Raw genomic sequence first — 20,967 nt, forward strand, 5'->3', positions numbered from 1 at the left:
ACGAGACTCCCATGAGCGATACCTTTTCCTACCTGCTGATGGCCTGGATGGACCCCAACCTGCTGATGCTGACGGCGCTCGGCACCTTTGCCGGCATCTACATCGGCGCCATTCCCGGCCTGTCGGTGACCATGGCGGTGTCCATCCTGGTCTCGTTCACCTTCTCCTGGGACGTCAACGACGCCCTGGCGCTGATCGTCGGCATCTTCATCGGCGGCGTGTACGGTGGCGCCCGTAGCGCCATCCTGTTGAACATCCCCGGCGGCCCCTCCTCGGTGGCCACCTCCTTCGACGGCTACCCGCTGGCCAAGCGTGGCGAGGCCGGCCAGGCCATTGGCCTGAGTACCGTGATGTCGGTGATCGGCGGGCTGATCGGCACCGTCGTGCTGGCCTTGGCGGCGCCGATACTCGGCGACCTGGCGCTGAAATTCGCGCCTCGCGACTACTTCCTGATCGCCGCCATCGGCCTGATGCTGGTCGGCAGCCTCGCCGAAGGCAGCCTGGCCAAGGGCATCTTCGCCGTCGCCCTGGGCGCCATCATCGGCATGGTCGGCATGGACCCGGTTACCGCCGAGGGGCGCTCCACCATGGGCCAGATGGAGCTGATGGGCGGCATCCATTACGTGGTGGTGATGATCGGCCTGTTCGGCGTCGCCGAAGCGCTCTTCCAGCTGCACAACCTCAGCACCCAGGCGGTCAAGCAGAAGGTCGACAAGATCATTCCCTCGGTGGCGATGGTGCTCAAGTTCCTGCCGCTGTCGCTGCGCACCTCGATCATCGGCGTGCTGGTCGGCGTATTGCCCGGCGTCGGTGGCGAGATCGCCGCCCTGCTCGCCTACGACCATGCCAAGCGCACGGTCAAGAACCCGACCAGCCCGTTCGGTGAAGGTGCCTACGAGGGCCTGGTGGCACCAGAAACCGCCAACAGCGCCGCCGTCGGCAGCGCCTACGTGCCGATGCTGACCCTGGGCATGCCCGGCGATGCGGTCACCGCGGTGATCATCGGCGCCCTGGTCATCCATGGCCTCAACCCCGGCCCGATGCTGATGGTCGAGAACCCGCACATCTTCTGGTTCACCGTCGGCAACCTGGCGCTGGCCAACATCTTCCTGCTGATCTTCGGGCTGATGGGCATCAAGCTGTTCGCCAAGGTCGTCGAGCTGCCCAAGGCCGTGCTGATCCCGCTGATCCTGGTGCTCTGCACCGTCGGCTCCTACTCGCTGAACAGCAGCATGACCGAGGTGTACTGGATGCTCGGTTTCGGCCTGCTCGGCTATTTCCTCAAGGCGTTCGGCTTCCAGATGGGGCCGATCATCCTCGGTGTGATTCTCGGCCCGTTGATGGACAGCTCCTACCGCCAGGCCATGGCCTCGGTCGGCGACAACCCCGTCGAGTTGCTCGGCGAGATGGTCAGCAGCCCGCTGTCGCTGATTCTCACCAGCGCCCTGGTGCTGGTGCTGCTGAGCAACACGCCGCTGTTCGGCTGGCTGAAACGCAAGCGCAAGGCCGCCTCGGTTCAACCTTGATACACCGCGTCACGCATGCCCGGAAACGGATAGATAACAACAACCGATGGAGTCTCCAACATGCTCAAGCAACTGCTTACCGGCGTCGCATTTTCCCTCAGTGCACTGACGTTGGCCCTGCCTGCCCATGCCGAATACCCGGAACGCAGCATCCAGGCGGTGATTCCCTGGGGCGCCGGCGGTGCCACCGATAACGTGATGCGCAGCCTGGCGCCCTACGTCGAGAAGGAGCTGGGCACCAAGCTGATCCTCAACAACCGCCCTGGCGGCACGGCGGTGATCGGCAGCAGCTACGTGATGCAGCAGCGCGCCAACGGCTACACCCTGCTGCTCGGCGCCGAAAACCCGCAGCTGTACCCGGTCCTCGGCCTGGCCAAGTTCGACTACAGCGACTTCTACCCGGTCAATATCATCGGCCAGAACGTGGTGGTGATCGCCACCAATGCCGACAGCCCGTTCAACTCCATGGCCGAGCTGCTGGCCGCCGCCAAGGAAAAACCGAACACCCTGCGCATGGGCTCCACCGGCGCCGGCGGCCTGCCCAGCACCGTGCACGCCATGGTCAATGCCGTCGGCGAGCTGAAAGTGCGTGAAGTGACCTTTGGCGGCGACGGCCCGGGCATCACCGCGCTGATGGGCAAGCACATCGACTTCATGCCGCTGAGCCTGGCGGCCGCCCAGGAACTGGTGCGCTCCGGCAAGCTCAAGGCGCTGGCCGTGCTGGCCGCCGAGGAAGTGCCGGAGCTGCCGGGCGTCGAGCCGATCACCAAGGCCCTGCCGGACATCGGCGAATACCTGCCATGGGGTCCCTTCTGGGGCGCGTTCGTACACAAGGACACCCCCGACGACATCAAGCAGAAGCTGGTCGAGGCCTACGCCAAGGCCGTCGCCAATGAAGAGTTCCAGGGCTTCCTGAAGAACTACGGTGCCCAGAGCCTGAACCTCAATGGCGCCGAGGCCGAGCAGTTCCTCAAGCGCTGGCAGTCGGTCACCGCCTGGTCGATGTACAAGGCCAAGGCCATCGAGATCTCGCCGGACAGCGTCGGTATCGAGCAACCCTGATAGCCCGGCTGGGCAGGCAAGCTGCCCGGCCCTTGCTGCACCGGAGCGCCCCTGCGGGCAACTCCACCAATCGATGACAGATAAAAGCTTCCGCTCAGGCGGCAGGACGCGTGCGTCCTGAGAAAAGGAAAACCGTCATGAAACCGATCGAAACCGCAGTACCCAGCCGCTTCCTGCTCGCCCCTTCGCTGCTGGCGCTTGGCGTAGCCCTGGCCCTGCCGATGAGCGCCCGGGCCGAGGGCTTCGTCGACGACACCAAGGTGTCGCTGAACCTGCGCAACTTCTACATCAACCGCAACTTCACCAACCCCGAAGGCCCGAGCGCAGCAGCGCCGCAGAGCAAGGCCGAGGAATGGACCCAAAGCTTCATTCTCGATGCCCGCTCCGGCTACACACCCGGCATGGTCGGCTTTGGTGTCGATGCGCTGGGCATGCTTTCGCTCAAGCTCGACGGCGGTCGCGGCACCTACGGCACCGGCCTGCTGCCGCGTCACGACGATGGCCGCCCGGCCGACGACTATGGTCGCCTGGCCCTGGCGGCCAAAGCCAAGATTTCCAAGACCGAGCTGAAGGTCGGCGAATGGATGCCGGTGCTGCCGATCCTGCGTGCCGACGACGGCCGCTCGCTGCCGCAGACCTTCGAGGGCGCCCAGGTCACCTCCAACGAAATCGCCGGCCTGACGCTGTACGGCGGCCAGTTCCGCCAGAACAGCGAACGCAACAATGCCAGCATGGAAAACATGTTCCTGAACGGCAACAGCGCCGCCAATGACGCCAACCGTTTCAATTTCGTCGGCGGCGAATACAAGTTCAACGGCGACCGCACCCTGATCGGCCTGTGGGGCGCCGAGCTGAAAGACGTCTACGAGCAGCAGTACCTGCAATTGACCCACAGCCAACCCATCGGCGACTGGGTTCTAGGCGCCAACCTCGGTTACTTCCAGGGTGAAGACGACGGCTCCGCCCGGGCCGGCAAGCTGGACAACAAGACCTACTCCGGTCTGTTCTCCGCCAAGTACGGCAGCAATACCTTTTACGTCGGCCTGCAGAAGGTCACAGGTGACACCGGCTGGATGCGCGTCAACGGCACCAGCGGCGGCACCCTGGCCAACGACAGCTACAACTCCAGCTTCGACAACGCCAGGGAAAAATCCTGGCAACTGCGCCACGACTTCAATTTCGCCGGTGTCGGCATTCCCGGCCTCACCCTGATGAACCGCTATATCAGCGGCAGCAACGTGCATACCGCCGCGACCGACGATGGCAAGGAATGGGGCCGCGAGACCGAGCTGGCCTACGTGATCCAGGACGGCGCCTTCAAGAACCTGAGCGTGCGCTGGCGCAATGCGAGCATCCGCCGCGACTTCAGCAACAACGAGTTCGACGAGAACCGCCTGATCTTCAACTACCCGCTATCGATCCTGTAAGCGGGCGCCCTCTCTCCAGTGTCACCCTTTGCCCGTCCCTGCGACGGGCTTTTTAATGGCTAACGCGAGAAATCGCTCGCCCGGAGCAAAAACGACGGACAGCAGAAAATGCCGCTGCGGTAGGTACCGAGCGCCGAAGCCGTATTTTAAAATCGAGTGCCCCGAACGGGCCTGGAGATGGAGGCGATCCTGCCAGCCACACCCCGGCACACAATGTTCCCGCTGTGGCTGCTTCCTTCCGGATCTGACCAGGTTCACGGGTAATCGTTGCGGGGGGACCGGCAGGACCACCATAACGCGGCTCACCATGCAGTGAGCCGGCGCCATTGTACCGGCTTGTGCCGAACTTACAACTGCTTCAAGCACTTAGCGTGCAGATGAGGGCCCAATCGCGCCGTCGCATCAGCTCACCGGACGGCGCGGTTCGCTGCCATCCCCGCGTGAGCTGGGCCGTGCTGCTGGAGACCGCCGATGGTTGCGCCGAACTCCGCGGGTGCCGCCTCGTTGCGCGCAGGCAATGGTGATCGACAAGGAAAGCTTTTCCATGCCCGAAGCGAAGCGGCGTTTGCAATGATCGTGGTGCGGCCGGAGCAACCGCCCGCAGGCTCGGCATCCCAAACGCCGTGACCGCCCGCAGCAAACGGCCGTAAATGCCCGCAATTGAGCACCGTGACGGGAATTAACCGGCAGCGGGTGGGTCACAATGAAGCCTGACCGATCGGGCAGTACCGCCTTGATCGATCATCCGTGAGTAGCGCGTTATCCAACGCCAGACTTTTCATCCCCAAGGAGCAATCACATGGCCATTACCAAAGACCAATTGATCGGTGACATCGCAGAAGCCATCGACACGCCGAAGACCACCGTCCGTGCGGCCCTCGATCAGCTGAGCGAGATCGTCAGCGACGCGTTGGAAAATGGTGGTGAAATCACCCTGCCCGGCATCGGCAAACTGAAGGTCAGCGAGCGCCCGGCGCGCACCGGTCGCAACCCGCAGACCGGCAAGGCCATCGAAATCGCTGCCAAGAAGGTCGTGAAGTTCGTACCGGCCAAGGCCCTGACCGACGCGGTCAACTGATCCATCGGCGGGGCGCGTTACGGCGCCCCGCCGCTCTCCCCGCAGCACCTCCCCTGCCTTAAGACTGAACCCCCGCCAGCCTGTCGCCTCAAACGACGACATTCGTCAGTTGCAGGCTCGCCATGCTCGCCGACCGCGAACTCACCTTCCGCGCGCTGTTTTCCGGTGTACTGCTCGGCGCCCTGCTGACGCCGTCGAACATCTATTCGGGCCTGAAGATCGGCTGGTCATTCAATATGTCGATCATCGCCCTGCTGGTCAGCTATGGCATCTGGCAAAGCCTGGTGCGCTGGCGCCTGGGCACGGCCTGGAGCATGCGCGAGAGCAACATCAACCAGACCACCGCCTCGGCGGCCGCCTCGATCATCTCCGGCGGCCTGGTGGCGCCCATACCGGCCTACACCCTGCTGACCGGCCAGCAACTGCCGACCCTGCCCCTGGTGGCCTGGGTGTTCTCGGTGAGTTTTCTGGGAATCTGGGTGGCCTGGTACCTGCGCCGCAGCATGGTGGAGGACACCCGCCTGCGCTTTCCCGAAGCGGTCGCCACCCTGGAAACCATGCAGCAGGTCTACAACCACGGCCGTGACGCGCTGCAACGCCTCTGCGTGCTCGGTGCGGCGGCCGTGCTCGGTGGCCTGGTCAAATGGGTCGATACCTTCCTCTATGCCCTGCCGCGCTGGTCACCCGGCACCCAATTGGAGCGGCTGACCTTCAACCTCGACCCGTCACCGCTGCTGATCGGCTTTGGCGGCATCATCGGCATTCGCGTCGGCCTGTCACTGCTGCTCGGTGCACTGATCGCCTGGGGCGGTCTGGCGCCCTGGCTGCTGAGCAGCGGCCTGGTCCCCCTTGCCAATGACGCCAGCGGCCCACAGTTCGCCCCCCTGGTGGAATGGCTGCTGTGGCCCGGCGTGACCCTGCTAGTCTGCGCCACCCTGACCGCGCTGGCGGTGCGCTTCGTGGCAAGCCGGCGGGTCGCTCGCGCCACGGGTGAAACGCCCCGGCACAGCCCGGCGAAACTGCCGCTGCTCATGCTGGTTCTGGCCTCGTTGCTGGTGGTGACGCTGCAGGTGCTGCTGTTCGATATCGACCCGCTGATGGCGCTGCTCAGCGTGCCCCTGGCCGTCGCCCTTGCCTGCATGGCGGCGCGGGTGGTCGGGGCGACCGGCATTCCACCGATTGGCGCCACCGGGCAGCTGTCGCAACTGACGTTCGGGGTGATCGCACCGGGGCAGGTCAGCGTCAACCTGATGGCCGCCAACACCGCTGGTGGCGCCGCCGGGCAATGCACCGACCTGCTCAACGACTTCCGGGTCGGTCACGCCATCGGCGCCAAGCCTTACAACCAGTTGATCGCCCAGTGCCTGGGTATCCTGGTCGGCAGCGTCGTCGGCGTGCTGGTCTACCAGATCCTGATTCCCGACCCACAAGGCATGCTGATCACCCAGCAGTGGCCGGCACCGGCCGTGGCCACCTGGAAAGCGGTGGCCGAGGTACTGGGCTTTGGCCTCGCTTCCCTCGACGCCAGCATCCGCGGGGCCATGCTGATCGGCGCCTTGTGCGGCGTGGCGTTCGGCATCCTGGAAGCGAGCCTGCCCGGGCAGTCGACCTTCGCCCGGTGGCTGCCGAGCTCGGCGGCCTTTGGCCTGGCGTTCATCATTCCGGCGTCGATCTCGCTGATGATGGCCATCGGCGCCCTGCTCGCCTGGGTGGTGCAATCGCGTTGGCGCAGCCTCGGCGAGCGCTTCACCATCGCCGCCGCAGCCGGCCTGGTGGCAGGTGAAAGCATCGTCGGGGTCGGGGCGTCGTTCTGGATGATGTTGGTGGGTGGATGAGGGGTACTCAAGAGCCGGCTGACGGGTTTCCCCCATCCGAGCACAGGCTAGAAAGCTTGTGGGAGCGGGCCATGCCCGCGAAAAAAATCGCGGGCATGGACTAGGCGTCCCCGCCCGCTCCCACAGATGGCTAAGCAGCACTACTCAGCAGCGATACCGTAATCCGTCAGCTTGGCGATAAAGGTCTGTTCATCGAGCACCGGAATATTCAGCTCGGTGGCCCTGGCCAGTTTCGAGCCGGCCCCGGGGCCGGCGACCACGCAGGTGGTTTTCGCCGACACAGAGCCAGCCACCTTGGCGCCCAGGCTTTCCAGTTTCTCTTTGGCGATGTCGCGGCTCATCACTTCCAGGCTGCCGGTCAGCACCCAGGTCTGGCCGGCCAGCGGCAGGCCTTCGACGACCTTCTTCTCGCTCTCCCAATGCATGCCGAAATCACGCAGTTGCGCCTCGATGGCCCGTGCGCGCTTGGCGTTCTCGACGTTGGCGAAGAACTCGCGCACCGACTGCTTGGCTTTTTCGTTGAGGCCTTTCATGGCGCTGAGATCCAGCCAATCGGCGGTGATCACCGCTTCCAGCGTCTTGAAGCGCTCGGCCAGGTTCTTCGCCCCGGTGGCCGCCACGAAGGGAATGTCCAGCTTGTCGAGCAGCCCGCCGAGGGTAGTGCTGGCGGCGAACTCGGCAGCCAGTTCGCCCTGGTCCTGCAGTTCCAGCCCACGCTCGAGCAGGTGCTTGATCACCGTCTGGTTGTGCGCATCCTCGAAGAAGCTGTGGATCTCGTGGGCCACTTCCAGGCCGATGTCCGGCAGGTAGGTCAGCACCTCGGGCAGCGCCTGGGTGACCCGCTCCAGCGAGCCCAGGGAGCGTGCCAGCACCTTGGCGGTTTCCTCACCGACATCGGGGATACCCAGGGCGTAGATGAAGCGCGCCAGGCTCGGGTGCTTGCTGTCGGCGATGGCCTTGAGCAGTTTGTTGCTGGACACCTCGGCAAAGCCTTCCAGGCCGACGATCTGCTCGAACGCCAGGGTGTAGAGGTCGGCCGGCGAGCCCACCAGGCCTTCGTCCACCAACTGCTCGACGCTCTTTTCACCGAGCCCCTCGATGTCCATGGCGCGGCGCGACACGAAATGGATGATCGCCTGCTTGAGCTGGGCGGCGCAGGCCAGGCGCCCGACGCAGCGATACACGGCGCCCTCGCTGACCGTTTCGCGGCCCTTGCTGCGCTTGATCAGCTGGGTGCGCTCGACCGCCGAGCCACACACCGGGCATTGCTCCGGCACCGCGACCGGGCGCGCATCCTCGGGGCGACGTTCGGTGACCACCTGCATCACCTGGGGAATCACGTCACCGGCGCGGCGGATGATCACCGTGTCGCCGATCATCACCCCCAGGCGCGCCACTTCGTCCATGTTGTGCAGGGTCGCGTTGGCCACCGTCACGCCCGCCACCTTGACCGGCTTGAGGCGCGCCACCGGGGTCACCGCGCCGGTGCGGCCGACCTGGAATTCCACGTCGAGCAGCTCGGTCAACTCCTCCATGGCCGGGAACTTGTGGGCCACGGCCCAGTGCGGCGTGCGCGCACGAAAGCCCAGCTGCTGCTGATCCTCGATGTTGTTGACCTTGAACACCACGCCGTCGATGTCATAGGCCAGGCCCATGCGTCGTTCGCCGATATCACGGTAATAGGCCAGGCACTCGTCCACGCCCTTGGCCAGCTTCAGCTCGGGGCTGATGGGAATGCCCCAGGTCTTCAGGCGCTGCAGCATGCCGACCTGGGTCGGCGCCGGCTCGGCGCTGTGCTGGCCGAGGCCGTAGCAGCAGAATTCCAGCGGGCGGCTGGCGGTGATCTTCGAGTCCAGCTGGCGCAGGCTGCCGGCCGCGGCGTTACGCGGGTTGGCAAAGGTCTTGCCGCCGATCTCGGCCTGGGCGGCGTTGAGACGCTCGAAGCCGGCGCGGGACATGTACACCTCGCCACGCACCTCCAGCACGTCCGGCCAGCCGCTGCCCTGCAGCTTGAGCGGCACGTTGCGGATGGTGCGCACGTTGACGCTGATGTCTTCGCCGGTGGTGCCATCGCCGCGGGTGGCGCCGCGCACCAGCTTGCCATCGCGGTACAGCAGGCTCACCGCCAGGCCGTCGAGCTTGGGCTCGCAGCTGTACTCGACGTCGCCACCCGCGCCGAACAGGTCACCGCCGCGCAGCCCCAGCCCGCTCTGCACGTTGCGGTCGAAGGCCCGCAGGTCGTCCTCTTCGAAGGCGTTACCGAGGCTGAGCATCGGCACTTCGTGGCGCACCTCGCCAAAGGCGCTGAGCGCTTCGCCACCGACGCGCTGGGTCGGCGAATCCGGCGTCACCAGTTCCGGGTGCTCGGCTTCCAGCGCCTGCAGCTCGCGGAACAGGCGATCGTATTCGGCGTCGGGCACGCTCGGCTCGTCGAGCACGTAATAGCGGTAGTTGTGCGCGTCCAGTTCGTGACGCAGTTCGAGGATACATTGGGCGGAATCTTTCATGCGGGTCATTCTCGGCGGGCCACGGCCAGGGCACAGAAACGAAAAACCTCAAGCCAAGCGCTGGGCTTGTAGCTTGAGGCTCGTCGGTGCCGCTTTCTTTCAGCGTTTTTGCGTCAACAGGCGGCGTTCGTATTCGACGATGCGCTGACGGTAATGTTCGATGGTTTGTGCGGTCAGCACGCTGCGCTGATCGTCCTTGAGTTCGCCGTTGAGCTCGTGGGCCAGCTTGCGCGCCGCCGCGACCATCACGTCGAAGGCCTGCTTGGGGTGACGCGGGCCCGGCAAGCCGAGAAAGAAGCTCACCGCACGGGTGCTGAAACCTTCGATGTCGTCCAGGTCGAAGGTGCCGGGTTTCAGGGCGTTGGCCATGGAGAACAGCACTTCACCGTTGCCGGCCATGCTCTCGTGGCGATGGAAGATGTCCATCTCGCCGAAACGCAGCCCGCTTTCCAGAATGTTCTGCAGCAGCGCCGGGCCCTTGAAGCCCTGTTCGTCGCGGGCGATGACGTTGATCACCAGCACTTCCTCGACCGGCGGCAGGTCCTTGTCGGCCGGCTTGCCGGAAACGCCGTTGCGCGCATCGAGTTCGTCGTCCACCGGGCTGAGCAGGGTCGGTACCGGCTCGTCGGCGGTCAGGTCCAGGTCGCCCTGGCGCGGCTCGCCACGACGGCGGCTGTTGACGTCACGGGCGCTCATCGACGGCAGGTCGTCTTCATCCAGCGAGGGCTCGTGGTTGCGCTCTATCACCCGGGGCGGGCTGAGCACGTCGGGATCGCCCTCGTCATCGGGCAGGTTGGACAGGTTGCGGTCGAGCCGGAACTTGAGTTTGCCCTTGCCACCGCGCATCCGCCGCCAGCCATCGAAGAGGATGCCGGCGATGACGATGATACCGATGATGATCAGCCACTCGCGTAGACCGAATTCCATGAAATGTCCTGACCCCTAAAGCAAAAATTAATAAAAAAAGGCGTCCTGGCCCGTACTGATGACCTTGAAACGTGGCGCCAACTCCATGTTCTGAATGGCGTTTTCCCACGTGCAACAAAAGTGGGCGTTAAGCTAGCACGACGAAAGGCAACTTTACACCGGCAAAACGCTGTAAAACCGCCACTGCGGCCGGTTTTTACGCGACAAAATCCTTAGCTGGCCCTCTCAACTGTCCACCATCGCCAACGCCTCCTCGACATCCACCGCCACCAGCCGCGAACAACCGGGTTCGTGCATGGTCACGCCCATCAACTGGTCGGCCATTTCCATGGCGATCTTGTTGTGGGTGATGTAGATGAACTGCACGGTTGCCGACATCTCCTTGACCAGCCGCGCGTAACGCCCGACGTTGGCATCGTCCAGCGGTGCGTCCACTTCGTCGAGCATGCAGAACGGTGCCGGATTGAGCTGGAAGATGGAAAAAACCAGCGCCAGCGCCGTCAATGCCTTCTCGCCGCCGGACAGCAAATGGATGGTGCTGTTCTTCTTGCCCGGTGGACGCGCCATGATGGTCACCCCGGTATCGAGTAGATCTTCGCCGGTGAGTTCCAAATATGCGCTGCCACCGCCGAAAACTTTCGGGAAAAGCGCCTGCAGGCCGGCGTTGATCTGGTCGAAGGTTTCCTTGAAGCGGTTGCGGGTTTCCCGATCGATCTTGCGGATGACGTTTTCCAGGGTGTCCAGCGCTTCGACCAGGTCGGCGTCCTGGGCATCCAAGTAGCGCTTGCGCTCGGATTGCTGCTGGTATTCCTCGATGGCTGCCAGGTTGATGGCGCCGAGCCGCTGGATGCGCCCGGCCATCTGTTCCAGGGCCTGCTCCCAGGCCGCCTCGCTCGCCTCGTCAGGCAAGGTGGCCAGCACGCCGTGCAGGTCGTAGCCATCCTCGAGCAGTTGGTCCTGCAGTGCCTTGCGGCGCACGTTCAGCGACTGCCACTCCAGGCGCTGCTGCTCCAGCTGGCCACGCAGCAGCTGTGCCTGTTGCTCGGCCTGGGTGCGACGCTTCTCGGCATCACGCAGTTCGCGATCGGCATCTTCCAGGGCCAGACGCGCCAGGCGCAGCTCCTCTTCGACGCCCATGCGCCGTTCCAGCAGTTCTTCGAGCTTGAGGCGCAGCTCTTCCAGCGGTGCGGCGCCCTCTTCCAGGTTCAGGTCGAGCTGCTCGCGCTTTTCCGTGAGGCGCTCGGATTGCAGTTCCAGACGCTCCAGGGCCTGGCGCGTGGAGTCGTGCTGGGCGCGCAACGAGCCCAGGCGAACGGCCAGCTGGTGGGCGTGATCCTTGTGCTGACGCGCCTCCTGGCGCACCCGGTCGAGCCGCTCGCGCAGGGCATCGCGGCTGGCCAGCAGGCTTTCGCGCTGTTCGGTGTCCAGGGCCATGCTGTCCAGCGCATCCTGCAGGTACAGGCGCGCCTCGCCCAGCTGCTCGGTTTCCATGGCGCGCTGCTCGGCCAGCTCCTGCTGCTCGGCCTCGATGCGCCGACGCCGCAGCAGCAACTGCTCGGCCTTGGCCTGCCCCGCCGAGAGGCGCGCCTTGAGCTCGCCCAGGCGGCGTGCCTGATCCTGCAACTGGCGGCGCTGCTGCTCGCGCAATTCTTCTTCCTGACGCTGGCGCTCGCGCAGGGCCTGCAGGCTTTCTTCGAGCACTGCCAACGCCGCTTCGCGCTCGTCCCGCTCCAGGCCCAGGCTTTCCAGCTCCTGGGCGCGGGCCAGCACGCCGCTCTGCGCCTCGCTGGCACGCCGCACGCGCAGGAAATGCCGGCCCACCCAATAGCCATCGCGGCTGACCAGACTTTCGCCCGGCGCCAGGGTGGCGCGTTCGGCCAGGGCCTGATCGAGACTTTCGACCGGGCGCACCTGGCCCAGCCAGGGCGCGAGGTCCACGGGAGACTCGACCTTGTCCAGCAGGCTGCCGGGCAGGCGCTGGCCGTCGCCGGCGGTCGATACCAGGCGCAGCTCGCCCTGCTCCAGGGCGGCAAAGTCCAGCCCGCTGAAATCGTCCTGCAGCACGGCCTGCAGGTCGGCGCCGAGCACGGTTTCCACCGCCAGTTCCCAGCCGCTCTCTACACGCAGGCCTTCGGCCAGGCGCGGGCGCTGATCAAGACCGTTGTCACGCAGCCACTGCGCCGTGCCCTTGCCCGGATCCAGCGCGGCCTGCTGCAAGGCTTCCAGGGAAGCGAGGCGACCGGCGAGGCGTTGCAGCTCGCCCTGGGCCTGCTGCTGGGCCTGGCCGGTCTGCTGCAGCTCTTCACGCAGCTGCTGCAGGCGCTCGGCCTGTTCGGCTTCCTGCTCCTGCAATTGTTCGAGGTCCAACTCGCCGACGGCGATCTCCTCGCCCAGCTCGATGATCGCCGCATCTTCCGGGTCGGCGGCCAGTTGCTGCAGTTCATCGCCCAAACGCCGCTGGCGTTCGGCGAGGCGCTCCAGGCTCTGCTCCAGCTGCTGGATGCGCGACTGCTGCACCTCGGCCTGGCGGCGCGGCTCGGCGCTGCGCTGGTTGAAGACGTCCCACTGTTCCTGCCAGCCGTGCATGCCGGTCTCGGCTTCTTCCAGCGCGGCGGCGGATTCCTCGGCGGCGGCGGCGGTGATTTCCTGCTCCGGTTCGAGCATGGCCAGCTCTTCGCCCAGGGTGGCCAGCAGGGTGCGGTCGTGGCCCAGGTGCGATTCGGTTTCCAGGCGTGCGCGCTCGGCTTCGCGCAGGTCGTCCTGCAACTGGCGCAGGCGTTGCTGGCCGTGCTGGATGCTCTGCTCGACCCGGGCGATATCGCCGCCTACCGAATAGAAGCGCCCCTGCACCAGGTTGAAACGTTCGGACAGCTCATGGTGGCCGTCACGCAACCGTTCGATGCTGGCATCGGCGTTGCGCTGTTCGGCCACCAGCGCCTCGAAGCTGACCTCCTGGTTGCCGATCACCGCCTCGCGCTGGCCGACCTGCTCGTTCAGGGTCTGCCAGCGCAGGGCGGTCAGTTGCGCCTTGAGCTGGCGCTCCTCGGCCTTGTATTCCTGGTACTTCTCGGCGGCCTGGGCCTGGCGGTGCAGGCGCTCGAGCTGGCGTTCCAGCTCTTCGCGCAGGTCGGTCAGGCGCGCCAGGTTTTCCTGGGTGCGACGGATGCGGCTTTCCGTCTCGCGGCGGCGCTCCTTGTATTTGGAGATGCCGGCGGCCTCTTCGATGAAGTTGCGCAGCTCCTCGGGCTTGGCCTCGATCAGCTTGCTGATCATGCCCTGCTCGATGATCGAGTAGCTGCGCGGGCCCAGGCCGGTACCGAGGAAGATATCGGTGATGTCGCGCCGGCGGCACTTCACGCCGTTGAGGAAATAGGTGTTCTGGCTGTCGCGGGTCACCCGGCGGCGGATGGAGATTTCCGCGAAGGCCGCGTACTCGCCGGTCAGGGTGTTGTCGCTGTTATCGAAGATCAGCTCGATGCTGGCCTGGGTCACCGGTTTGCGGGTGTTGGAGCCGTTGAAGATGACGTCGGTCATCGACTCGCCACGCAGGTTCTTCGCCGAACTCTCGCCCATCACCCAGCGCACCGCATCGATGATGTTGGACTTGCCGCAGCCATTGGGCCCGACCACCGCCGCCATGTTGCTGGGGAAGTTCACCGTGGTGGGGTCGACGAAGGACTTGAAGCCCGCCAGCTTGATGGATTTCAGGCGCATGGGCAGGCACTCGCCGAGACGGCAACCAGATTGGCAGGGAGGTCAGCGGCGCACGGCGTCATAAAGGTCCTTGAGGCGCGATGCTTGGGGAGCGTGAGGCCTGGCCAATGGCCAGAAGGGCCGCGAGTTTAGCACAGCAGCGCCATGAAGCTGAGCAGCGCTTGTGCACATGGAACGCCGCCGCTTCGCTGGCATCCAATCGCCAGGCCAGCGCAATCGCCTGGCGCATTTTCTTGCCGCCCGAGGATCTCCATGCCGACGTACGCATGCGCCGCGAAACTGGATCGTCTGAATTTCTTTCTGGCTGATGTACGCGACGGGCTCGGCCCCTACCTGGCGATCTACCTGCTGTCGGTGCACAAGTGGCAGGCCGGCGATATTGGCCTGGTCATGGCCCTCGGCGGGCTGGCCGGGCTGGCGGCGCAGATTCCCGCTGGCGCCCTGGTGGACTGGGTGCGCGACAAGCGCCTGCTGATCGTCGGCGCCTCCATCCTCGTCACCCTCGCCTGCCTGGTCACCCTGTGGCAGGCGCAGTTCGCCTGGGTGGCGGCGAGCCAGATCGCCGCCGGCATGGCCTCCTCGGTGTTCGCCCCGGCGCTGGCCGGCATCACCCTGGGTATCGTCGGGCCGAAAGCCTTTACCCGCCGTATCGCCCGCAACGAATCCTTCAACCATGCCGGCAACGCCACCGCCGCCCTGCTGGCCGGTCTGTCCGCCTACCTCTGGGGCCCGGTGGCGGTGTTCTACCTGATGACCGCCATGGCCGTACTGAGCCTGCTGTCGGCGCTGAGCATTCCGGCACGCGCCATCGATGCCGACCAGGCCCGGGGCCGTGAAACCGGTATGGCGCTGACCCCGCTGCGCCAGCTGCTCACCCAGCCACCGCTGGTGCTGCTGGCGCTGTGCTGCGCGCTGTTTCACCTGGCCAACGCGGCGATGTTGCCGCTGGTGGGGCAGAAACTGGCGCAGGCCAATCCGCACCTGGCCACCACGCTGATCTCGGCCTGTATCGTCGCCGCCCAACTGGTGATGATTCCGGCGGCCATGCTGGTCGGTGCCCGCGCCGACCAGTGGGGTCGCAAACCGTTGCTGCTGGCCGGTTTTCTGATCCTGCCGATCCGTGGCGTGCTCTATACGCTCAGCGACGATCCGCTGTGGTTGGTCTCGGTGCAACTGCTCGATGGCATCGGCGCCGGACTGTTCGGTGCATTGATCCCATTGATGGTGCGCGACCTGACCCACGGCAGCGGCCACTTCAACGTCAGCCTGGCCAGCGTCAGCCTGGTGTTCGGTATCGGGGCGGCGTTGAGCAACGGCCTGGCCGGATATGTCGCCGAGGCCAATGGTTACGACAGCGCCTTTCTGGTGCTCGCTGCCGTGGCCGGTTGTGCGGTGCTGCTGCTGTTGGGCATGCCGGAGACCCTGAAGGCCGATGCGACGACGGCCAGACTCGACGACGTAGCGCCCCGCCCCAGCACCTGACCACAAGGTCAACATTTGCCTCAGGCGTGGTTGTCGCCGCCACGCTTGTCACGCAGAATCCCGGTACACCGCTGCGAGCCTCCCTGTCATGGCGCTCGCCCATCGGGCATCGCCATCCGCGAAGCCCGCCCCGCTCCACCGGATTTGTATCGAGGCCCCATGTCCACTAGCTCCCACGCCTACCGCGGCGCCATTCTGCACAACCTGGCCGACCCGGCCGAAGTCGGCATCGAGGCGTCCTACGCCTATTTCGAGGACGGCATCCTGCTGGTCGAGGATGGCAAGGTTCGCGACGTGGGCCCGGCTGCCGAGCTGCTGCCGCGGCTGTCCGGCGTCGCCCTGACCCACTACGAGAACGCGCTGATCACCCCCGGGTTTATCGACACCCACATCCACTACCCGCAGACCGGCATGATCGGCGCCTATGGCGAGCAGTTGCTCGACTGGCTGAACACCTACACCTTTCCGACCGAGATGCGCTTCGCCGACCAGGCCCACGCCAGCGAAGTGGCCCAGGTATTCGTCAAGGAACTGCTGCGCAACGGCACCACCACCGCCCTGGTATTCGGCAGCGTGCACAAGCAATCGGTAGACGCCTTCTTCGAGGTGGCCAGCGCGCTGAACCTGCGCATGATCGCCGGCAAGGTGCTGATGGACCGCAACGCCCCCGAGGCGCTGACCGACACCGTCGAATCCGGCTATGCCGACAGCCGCGAGCTGATCGAGCGCTGGCACGGCAAGGGCCGCCTGCACTACGCGGTGACGCCGCGCTTCGCACCGACCAGCACGCCGGAGCAACTGGCCATGGCTGGGCGCCTGCTGGGCGAGTACCCGGACCTGTACCTGCACACCCACCTGTCGGAAAACCGCCAGGAGATCGAGTGGGTCAAGGCGCTGTTCCCGGACAACGGCGGCTACCTGGATGTCTACGACCAGCACCAGCTGACCGGCCCGCGCTCGGTGTTCGCCCATGCGGTGCACCTGTGCGACGCCGAATGCGCGCGGCTGGCGGAGACCGGCTCGGCGGTGGCCTTCTGCCCGACCTCCAACCTGTTTCTCGGCAGCGGCCTGTTCGATCTCAAGCGCATGGAGCAGCACAAGGTGCGCGTCGGCCTGGGCACCGATATCGGCGCCGGCACCTGCTTCTCGCAGCTGCGTTCGTTGAGCGAGGCGTACAAGATCATGCAGTTGCAGGGCCAGAAGCTCGACCCGTTCAAGTCGCTGTACCTGGCCACCCTGGGCAGCGCCCGGGCACTGTATCTGGACGAGCGCATCGGCAACTTCGCGGCCGGCAAGGACGCGGATTTCGTGGTCCTCGATTACCAGGCCACGCCGCTGATCGACTACCGCCTGCAGCAGAGCGGCAACCTGGCCGAACGGCTGTTCGCGCTGATCACCCTGGGTGATGATCGGGTGATCAGGGAGACCTTTGCGGCGGGCAACAGCGTGCATCGCCGGGATGGCGATAGCTGAATCGCAGATAACGCTTCAGCCTCACCTCGCAAGCGTGCCGCAGGCTGATCAGGTGGAATTACGTGGGAGCGGGCCATGCCCGCGAAGCGTTCGCGGGCATGGCCCGCTCCCACAGGGTAGTCGACCTGATCGACCATTCCCCATCGACCTATCGCTCTTATCCTGCTAATCGCTCCGGCTACGCGCCGATTACCGACACTGGATAGATGGCAGTGTAAGCACCACCGTCCACGCTCAGCGTTCGGCAATCGACACCATATACAGCCGCCAGGTGCTCGGGGGTGAGCATCTGCTCGGTGGTACCGCAGCCGTGCACACGGCCCTGGCTGATCATCAGCGCATCGTCGGCGTAGCGGCTGGCCAGGTTCATGTCGTGGAAGATCGCCAGGGTGACGATATTCTCGCGGCGCGTGTAGGCGCTGACCGCCTCGAGCATGTGCAGTTGGTTGGCCAGGTCCAGCGCCGAAGTGGGCTCGTCGAGCAGCAGCAAACGCGGGCTGCGCACCAGCGCCAGGGCGAGGGAAATCATCTGCCGTTCACCGCCGGACAACTGCCCCGGCTGCTGTTCGGCAAAACGCTGCAGGCCCAGCAGGTCGAGCACCTCGCTGGCGCGGCGCTGGCTGTCGCGCCGGGTCGACCAGCCCCGCGCACCGCCGTGCTGCGCCAGCAAGAGCAGCTCGTAGGTCGACAGGCGCACGTCGAGGTGGGTCAGGTCCTGGGCCACGTAGCCGATCAGCCGCGCCCGCAGCGCCGGCTCCAGGCCGATCAGCTGGGTGCCGTCGATGGTCGCCGAGCCCTCGGCGCGCAGCAGGCCGCACAGGCCTTTCATGAAGGTCGACTTGCCCGCGCCGTTGGCGCCGAGCAGGGCCAGGGTGCGCCCCGCTTCGGCACGCACGGCGAAGTCGCGGATGATCGAACGGCCGCCGATGGAAACGCGGTAATCCTGGGTGACGAAGCTCATCGTGAGGTCAGCCTCCGGTCACGCAGGATCAGGATGATGAAGAACGGCAGGCCGATCAACGAGGTGACCATGCCAATCGGCAGCACCGCGCCCGGCACGATCAGCTTGCTGGCCAGCGACGCCAGGGTGACGAAGATGATGCCGCAGGCCAGGGTCACGCCGATGGTGAAACGCTGATCCTCACCGACCAGCAGACGCGCCACATGGGGTGCGACCAGGCCGACGAAGCCGATGATGCCCACCACCGAGGTCACCGCACCGGCGAGCAGCGCCGCCAGCACCAGCATGCTGGTGCGCACGCGCCTGACGCGGATGCCGAACACCACCGCCTGCTCGCCGAAACTGCGCAGCGCGGTCAGTGCCCAGGCCTGCAGCAGCACCAGCGGCACCGCTATCAGGGCGATGACGGCGCACAGCCCGACCTTGCTCCAGGTCACGTGGAGCAGCGAGCCCATCAGCCAGAACACGATGCTCTGCAGCTGATCGACGCTGGACACGTACTGCACCAGGCCGAGCAAGGAGCTGAACACGAAGTGCACGGCGATACCCAGCAGGGTGATGGCCTGCAGGCCGATCTGCCCGCGGGTCAGCAGCAGGATCACGCCGACGGTGAGCAGCGAGAACAGGAAGGCGTTGGCCGTCACCAGCATCTCAGCGCCAAAGCCCGGCAGCCACTGCGCCAGGGACAGGTTGAAGGTCAGCGCCAGCGCCGCGCCGAACCCCGCCGCCGAAGAAATGCCCAGGGTGAAGGGTTCGGCCAGGGGATTATCGAGCACCGTCTGCATGATCAGCCCGGCCAGCGCCAGGCAGGTGCCGGCCAGCACCGCCATCAACGTCATCGGCATGCGCAGTTCCCAAAGGATCACCCGAGTGGCGTCGTCCACCCGATCCGGGGTGAACAGCCCCTGCAGCGCATCGGCGAAACTCAGGGTTCCGGAGCCCACCACCAGATCGGCGATGAAGGCGATAACGGCCACCAGCAGCAGCCCGGCCAGCAGCAGGCTGCGTTGCCAGACCGCGCGCGCATAACGTTGCTGGTAACCCTCGGCCGGGGCCGCGCCCAGGGCGGACTCACTCACCGGCACGCGCCTGGCCGAACAGGATCGCCGGCACGTCGCCGAGACCGGTCATGCCCAGCAGCGCGCGGGTGCTGGCGGCGTGATCCAGGCCGGTGGCGGCTTGCGGGTAGAAGGCCTGGGCCAGGTACTCGACCGCCAGAATGTTCCAGGCGCTGGCATAGAACTGGTGATACACGCCATACACGCGCCCCTGTTGCACGGCGCTCAGCTGCGCCATGCCGGGACGCTGCAACAGCTGCTGCATGGCCTTGTCGATGGCCGCCTGCTGCACCCTGGGGCCGAAGCCGAACGGCGGCGAAATCGAGGCACTGCCCGGGAACTGGGTGCCGCTCATCAGGTAGACGTCGGGCTTGCTGCTGATCACCGTTTCCAGGGTCACGTCGCCCGTGGCACCCGGCAGCAGCCGGCTGCCGAGGTTATCGCCGCCGGCCGCCTTCACCAGCTTGCCCCAGTACACGTCGCCATGGGTGAAGCAGCAACTGGTGGCACCACCCTGCCCGGCCTTGGCCTCGACGAACACTAGCGGCCGTTTGCCCTGCTCGGCGACCCGCTGGTCGACCTTGGCCAGGCGCGCCTTGTAGAAATCCAGGTACTCGCTGGCGCGGGCCTCGCGGTTGAGCACCTTGCCGAGCAGCGCCACGCTCTGCTGGCCGTTGGGCACCGGGTCGAGGTCACTGTCGACGTAGATCGCCGGAATGTTCAGCGCCGCCAGCTTGCGCTCGACGCCCGCCCCTTCCAGGGATTTGCGCGCACGCAGCTGGAACACCAGCAGGTCGGGCTTGCCGGCAACCACGGCTTCGAGGTTCATGTCGCCCTCGTCGCCGAATTGCATGTCGATGGCCTGCCCTGAACTCTGCGGCCAGCGCTTCTGGAAGACCTGCCAGGTATTGGGATCGGAGCGCTTGATGATGTTGTTCCACACCGTGATGCGCTTGAACGGGTCTTCACGGTCCAGCAACGCCAGGGCGAACAGATCGCGACCATCCTGAAGCACGATGCGCTGGGGCTCGCGCTCGAGGGTCACCTGGCGGCCGGCCAGGTCGGTGACGGTGAGCGGATAGTCGGTGGCCTGGGCAGCGACGCTGCAGAGCAGACACAGGGCTGCCGTGAGGCGAGCGAGGAAGGCGGGGATAGTCATGGCGGGAAAAACCTTTTACTGCACGGCGAGCCGGCGGCGGGCGCCAGCGGGAAACGGAAACATAGGGTAACAAACGCTCGCCTGAACGTCAGTAAGAACTATTCTCGATGACCTTCGCCGCTGCAATTGCGGGCACAAAAAAAGGATGCCCGCAGGCATCCTTTTTCGATCAGCGTCGATCAGTTGGCGCGGGCGGAATCACGCAGTGCCTTGACCTGATCATGGTTGCGCTGCACGCCTTGCAGCTGCTTTTCCAGCACAACGCGAACGTTGCTGGGCAGGTCTTTCTGCAGGGCTTCGCGGTAGGTCTTCAGGGCGACGTCTTCACCACGCTCGCACTCGTTGAGGATGGCCTCTTCGCTCTTGCCGGTCAGCAGCGATTTCAGGTCGACCCAGCCGCGGTGCAGGGCACCGGAAACGCTGGAGCTGGTTTCCGGATCGCCACCCAGGCCACGGACCAGTTGCTGCAACTCGGCTGCGGCGCTGGCGCAGTCCTGCGAACGCTGCACGAAGAAGGTCTTGAGGCGCGGCTCTTTCACGTCTTCGGCACACTCGCTGAAGCCTTTCTCGCCGTCTTTGCTGGTTTCGATCAGGTCGTTCAGTACCGAAATAACGTCTTTGTTATCCACTTTGAATCTCCTCGTCGCTTCAGAAAATAGCCCTGTATGGGCCGCTCCCTTAAGTTGAGTGAGCGCCTGTTGCGGAGGTTCAGGGCAAATTCCGCCGAGCCAGCCAAGCGGCGATCAGCCGGCTGCGAG

The 20,967-nt window shown here is 65.5% G+C and carries 14 protein-coding genes and 1 other RNA gene; 7 read left to right on the forward strand and 8 right to left on the reverse strand.

The genetic code is table 11. The features are described 5' to 3' along the window. Positions 1-11 precede the first annotated feature (11 nt). From K8U54_RS00130 to K8U54_RS00140, 3 genes are all read left to right on the forward strand, one after another. Complete coding sequence (locus K8U54_RS00130; RefSeq protein ID WP_249908346.1) at positions 12-1,526, forward strand: tripartite tricarboxylate transporter permease; 1,515 nt, start codon at positions 12-14, stop codon at positions 1,524-1,526. A gap of 60 nt (positions 1,527-1,586) precedes the next feature. After that, positions 1,587-2,588, forward strand: coding sequence for a tripartite tricarboxylate transporter substrate binding protein (locus tag K8U54_RS00135; protein ID WP_249908347.1), 1,002 nt, complete (start codon positions 1,587-1,589; stop codon positions 2,586-2,588). Between the two features lie 221 nt (positions 2,589-2,809). Next, on the forward strand, positions 2,810-4,015 hold the full coding sequence (locus K8U54_RS00140; protein ID WP_434060002.1) for an OprD family porin: 1,206 nt from the start codon (positions 2,810-2,812) through the stop codon (positions 4,013-4,015). Between the two features lie 187 nt (positions 4,016-4,202). Here the strand turns inward: K8U54_RS00140 and ffs are convergent. Continuing rightward, positions 4,203-4,299, reverse strand: an RNA gene (ffs, locus tag K8U54_RS00145) — signal recognition particle sRNA small type. A gap of 515 nt (positions 4,300-4,814) precedes the next feature. Between ffs and K8U54_RS00150 the strand changes: the two genes are divergently transcribed. Further along, complete coding sequence (locus K8U54_RS00150; RefSeq protein WP_013791713.1) at positions 4,815-5,093, forward strand: HU family DNA-binding protein; 279 nt, start codon at positions 4,815-4,817, stop codon at positions 5,091-5,093. 122 nt (positions 5,094-5,215) lie between these two features. Further along, positions 5,216-6,928 (forward strand): OPT family oligopeptide transporter, encoded by a 1,713-nt coding sequence (locus K8U54_RS00155; RefSeq protein ID WP_249908349.1) that lies wholly within the window; start codon positions 5,216-5,218, stop codon positions 6,926-6,928. Positions 6,929-7,068: 140 nt separating this feature from the next. Here K8U54_RS00155 and ligA read toward each other — a convergent pair whose 3' ends face one another. The 3 genes from ligA to smc all read right to left on the reverse strand — a co-directional run bounded on the left by ligA (position 7,069) and on the right by smc (position 14,076). Continuing rightward, a complete protein-coding gene (gene ligA, locus K8U54_RS00160) occupies positions 7,069-9,435 on the reverse strand; it encodes an NAD-dependent DNA ligase LigA (protein ID WP_249908350.1) in 2,367 nt (788 codons plus the stop codon). A 99-nt stretch (positions 9,436-9,534) separates the two neighbouring features. Continuing rightward, the gene (gene zipA / locus K8U54_RS00165; protein ID WP_249908351.1) at positions 9,535-10,362 is read right to left on the reverse strand and encodes a cell division protein ZipA; all 828 of its coding nucleotides are present in this window, start codon (positions 10,360-10,362) and stop codon (positions 9,535-9,537) included. Between the two features lie 225 nt (positions 10,363-10,587). Further along, positions 10,588-14,076: a chromosome segregation protein SMC gene (gene smc / locus K8U54_RS00170; RefSeq protein ID WP_249908352.1), complete on the reverse strand. Its 3,489-nt coding sequence runs from the start codon at positions 14,074-14,076 to the stop codon at positions 10,588-10,590. A 252-nt stretch (positions 14,077-14,328) separates the two neighbouring features. On the opposite strand from smc, the gene K8U54_RS00175 reads away from it, so the two are divergent. After that, the gene (locus K8U54_RS00175) at positions 14,329-15,558 is read left to right on the forward strand and encodes an MFS transporter (RefSeq protein WP_249908353.1); all 1,230 of its coding nucleotides are present in this window, start codon (positions 14,329-14,331) and stop codon (positions 15,556-15,558) included. A 159-nt stretch (positions 15,559-15,717) separates the two neighbouring features. Next, the gene (gene guaD / locus K8U54_RS00180; protein ID WP_249908354.1) at positions 15,718-17,031 is read left to right on the forward strand and encodes a guanine deaminase; all 1,314 of its coding nucleotides are present in this window, start codon (positions 15,718-15,720) and stop codon (positions 17,029-17,031) included. A gap of 178 nt (positions 17,032-17,209) precedes the next feature. Here guaD and K8U54_RS00185 read toward each other — a convergent pair whose 3' ends face one another. The 4 genes from K8U54_RS00185 to K8U54_RS00200 form a co-directional block, all read right to left on the reverse strand. Continuing rightward, positions 17,210-17,992 (reverse strand): ABC transporter ATP-binding protein, encoded by a 783-nt coding sequence (locus K8U54_RS00185; RefSeq protein ID WP_249908355.1) that lies wholly within the window; start codon positions 17,990-17,992, stop codon positions 17,210-17,212. Continuing rightward, a complete protein-coding gene (locus K8U54_RS00190; protein ID WP_249908356.1) occupies positions 17,989-19,071 on the reverse strand; it encodes a FecCD family ABC transporter permease in 1,083 nt (360 codons plus the stop codon). Before K8U54_RS00190 ends, K8U54_RS00185 begins: the two co-directional genes overlap by 4 nt. Then, the gene (locus K8U54_RS00195; protein WP_249908357.1) at positions 19,064-20,209 is read right to left on the reverse strand and encodes an ABC transporter substrate-binding protein; all 1,146 of its coding nucleotides are present in this window, start codon (positions 20,207-20,209) and stop codon (positions 19,064-19,066) included. The genes K8U54_RS00190 and K8U54_RS00195 overlap by 8 nt, the downstream gene beginning before the upstream one ends. Before the next feature lie 179 nt (positions 20,210-20,388). Beyond that, a complete protein-coding gene (locus K8U54_RS00200) occupies positions 20,389-20,838 on the reverse strand; it encodes a PA2169 family four-helix-bundle protein (protein WP_249908358.1) in 450 nt (149 codons plus the stop codon). Positions 20,839-20,967: the final 129 nt, after the last annotated feature.

It is taken from the genome of Pseudomonas fulva, from assembly GCF_023517795.1.
In the GTDB taxonomy this organism is placed as follows: Bacteria; Pseudomonadota; Gammaproteobacteria; order Pseudomonadales; family Pseudomonadaceae; genus Aquipseudomonas; species Aquipseudomonas fulva_D.

What these genes read in the sequence shown, in the direction of transcription:
- K8U54_RS00130 (WP_249908346.1), top strand. Translation starts at nt 12, where the DNA reads ATGAGCGATACCTTTTCCTACCTGCTGATGGCCTGGATGGACCCCAAC.
- K8U54_RS00135 (WP_249908347.1), top strand. Translation starts at nt 1,587, where the DNA reads ATGCTCAAGCAACTGCTTACCGGCGTCGCATTTTCCCTCAGTGCACTG.
- K8U54_RS00140 (WP_434060002.1), top strand. Translation starts at nt 2,810, where the DNA reads ATGAGCGCCCGGGCCGAGGGCTTCGTCGACGACACCAAGGTGTCGCTG.
- K8U54_RS00150 (WP_013791713.1), top strand. Translation starts at nt 4,815, where the DNA reads ATGGCCATTACCAAAGACCAATTGATCGGTGACATCGCAGAAGCCATC.
- K8U54_RS00155 (WP_249908349.1), top strand. Translation starts at nt 5,216, where the DNA reads ATGCTCGCCGACCGCGAACTCACCTTCCGCGCGCTGTTTTCCGGTGTA.
- ligA (WP_249908350.1), bottom strand. Translation starts at nt 9,435, where the DNA reads ATGAAAGATTCCGCCCAATGTATCCTCGAACTGCGTCACGAACTGGAC.
- zipA (WP_249908351.1), bottom strand. Translation starts at nt 10,362, where the DNA reads ATGGAATTCGGTCTACGCGAGTGGCTGATCATCATCGGTATCATCGTC.
- smc (WP_249908352.1), bottom strand. Translation starts at nt 14,076, where the DNA reads ATGCGCCTGAAATCCATCAAGCTGGCGGGCTTCAAGTCCTTCGTCGAC.
- K8U54_RS00175 (WP_249908353.1), top strand. Translation starts at nt 14,329, where the DNA reads ATGCCGACGTACGCATGCGCCGCGAAACTGGATCGTCTGAATTTCTTT.
- guaD (WP_249908354.1), top strand. Translation starts at nt 15,718, where the DNA reads ATGTCCACTAGCTCCCACGCCTACCGCGGCGCCATTCTGCACAACCTG.
- K8U54_RS00185 (WP_249908355.1), bottom strand. Translation starts at nt 17,992, where the DNA reads ATGAGCTTCGTCACCCAGGATTACCGCGTTTCCATCGGCGGCCGTTCG.
- K8U54_RS00195 (WP_249908357.1), bottom strand. Translation starts at nt 20,209, where the DNA reads ATGACTATCCCCGCCTTCCTCGCTCGCCTCACGGCAGCCCTGTGTCTG.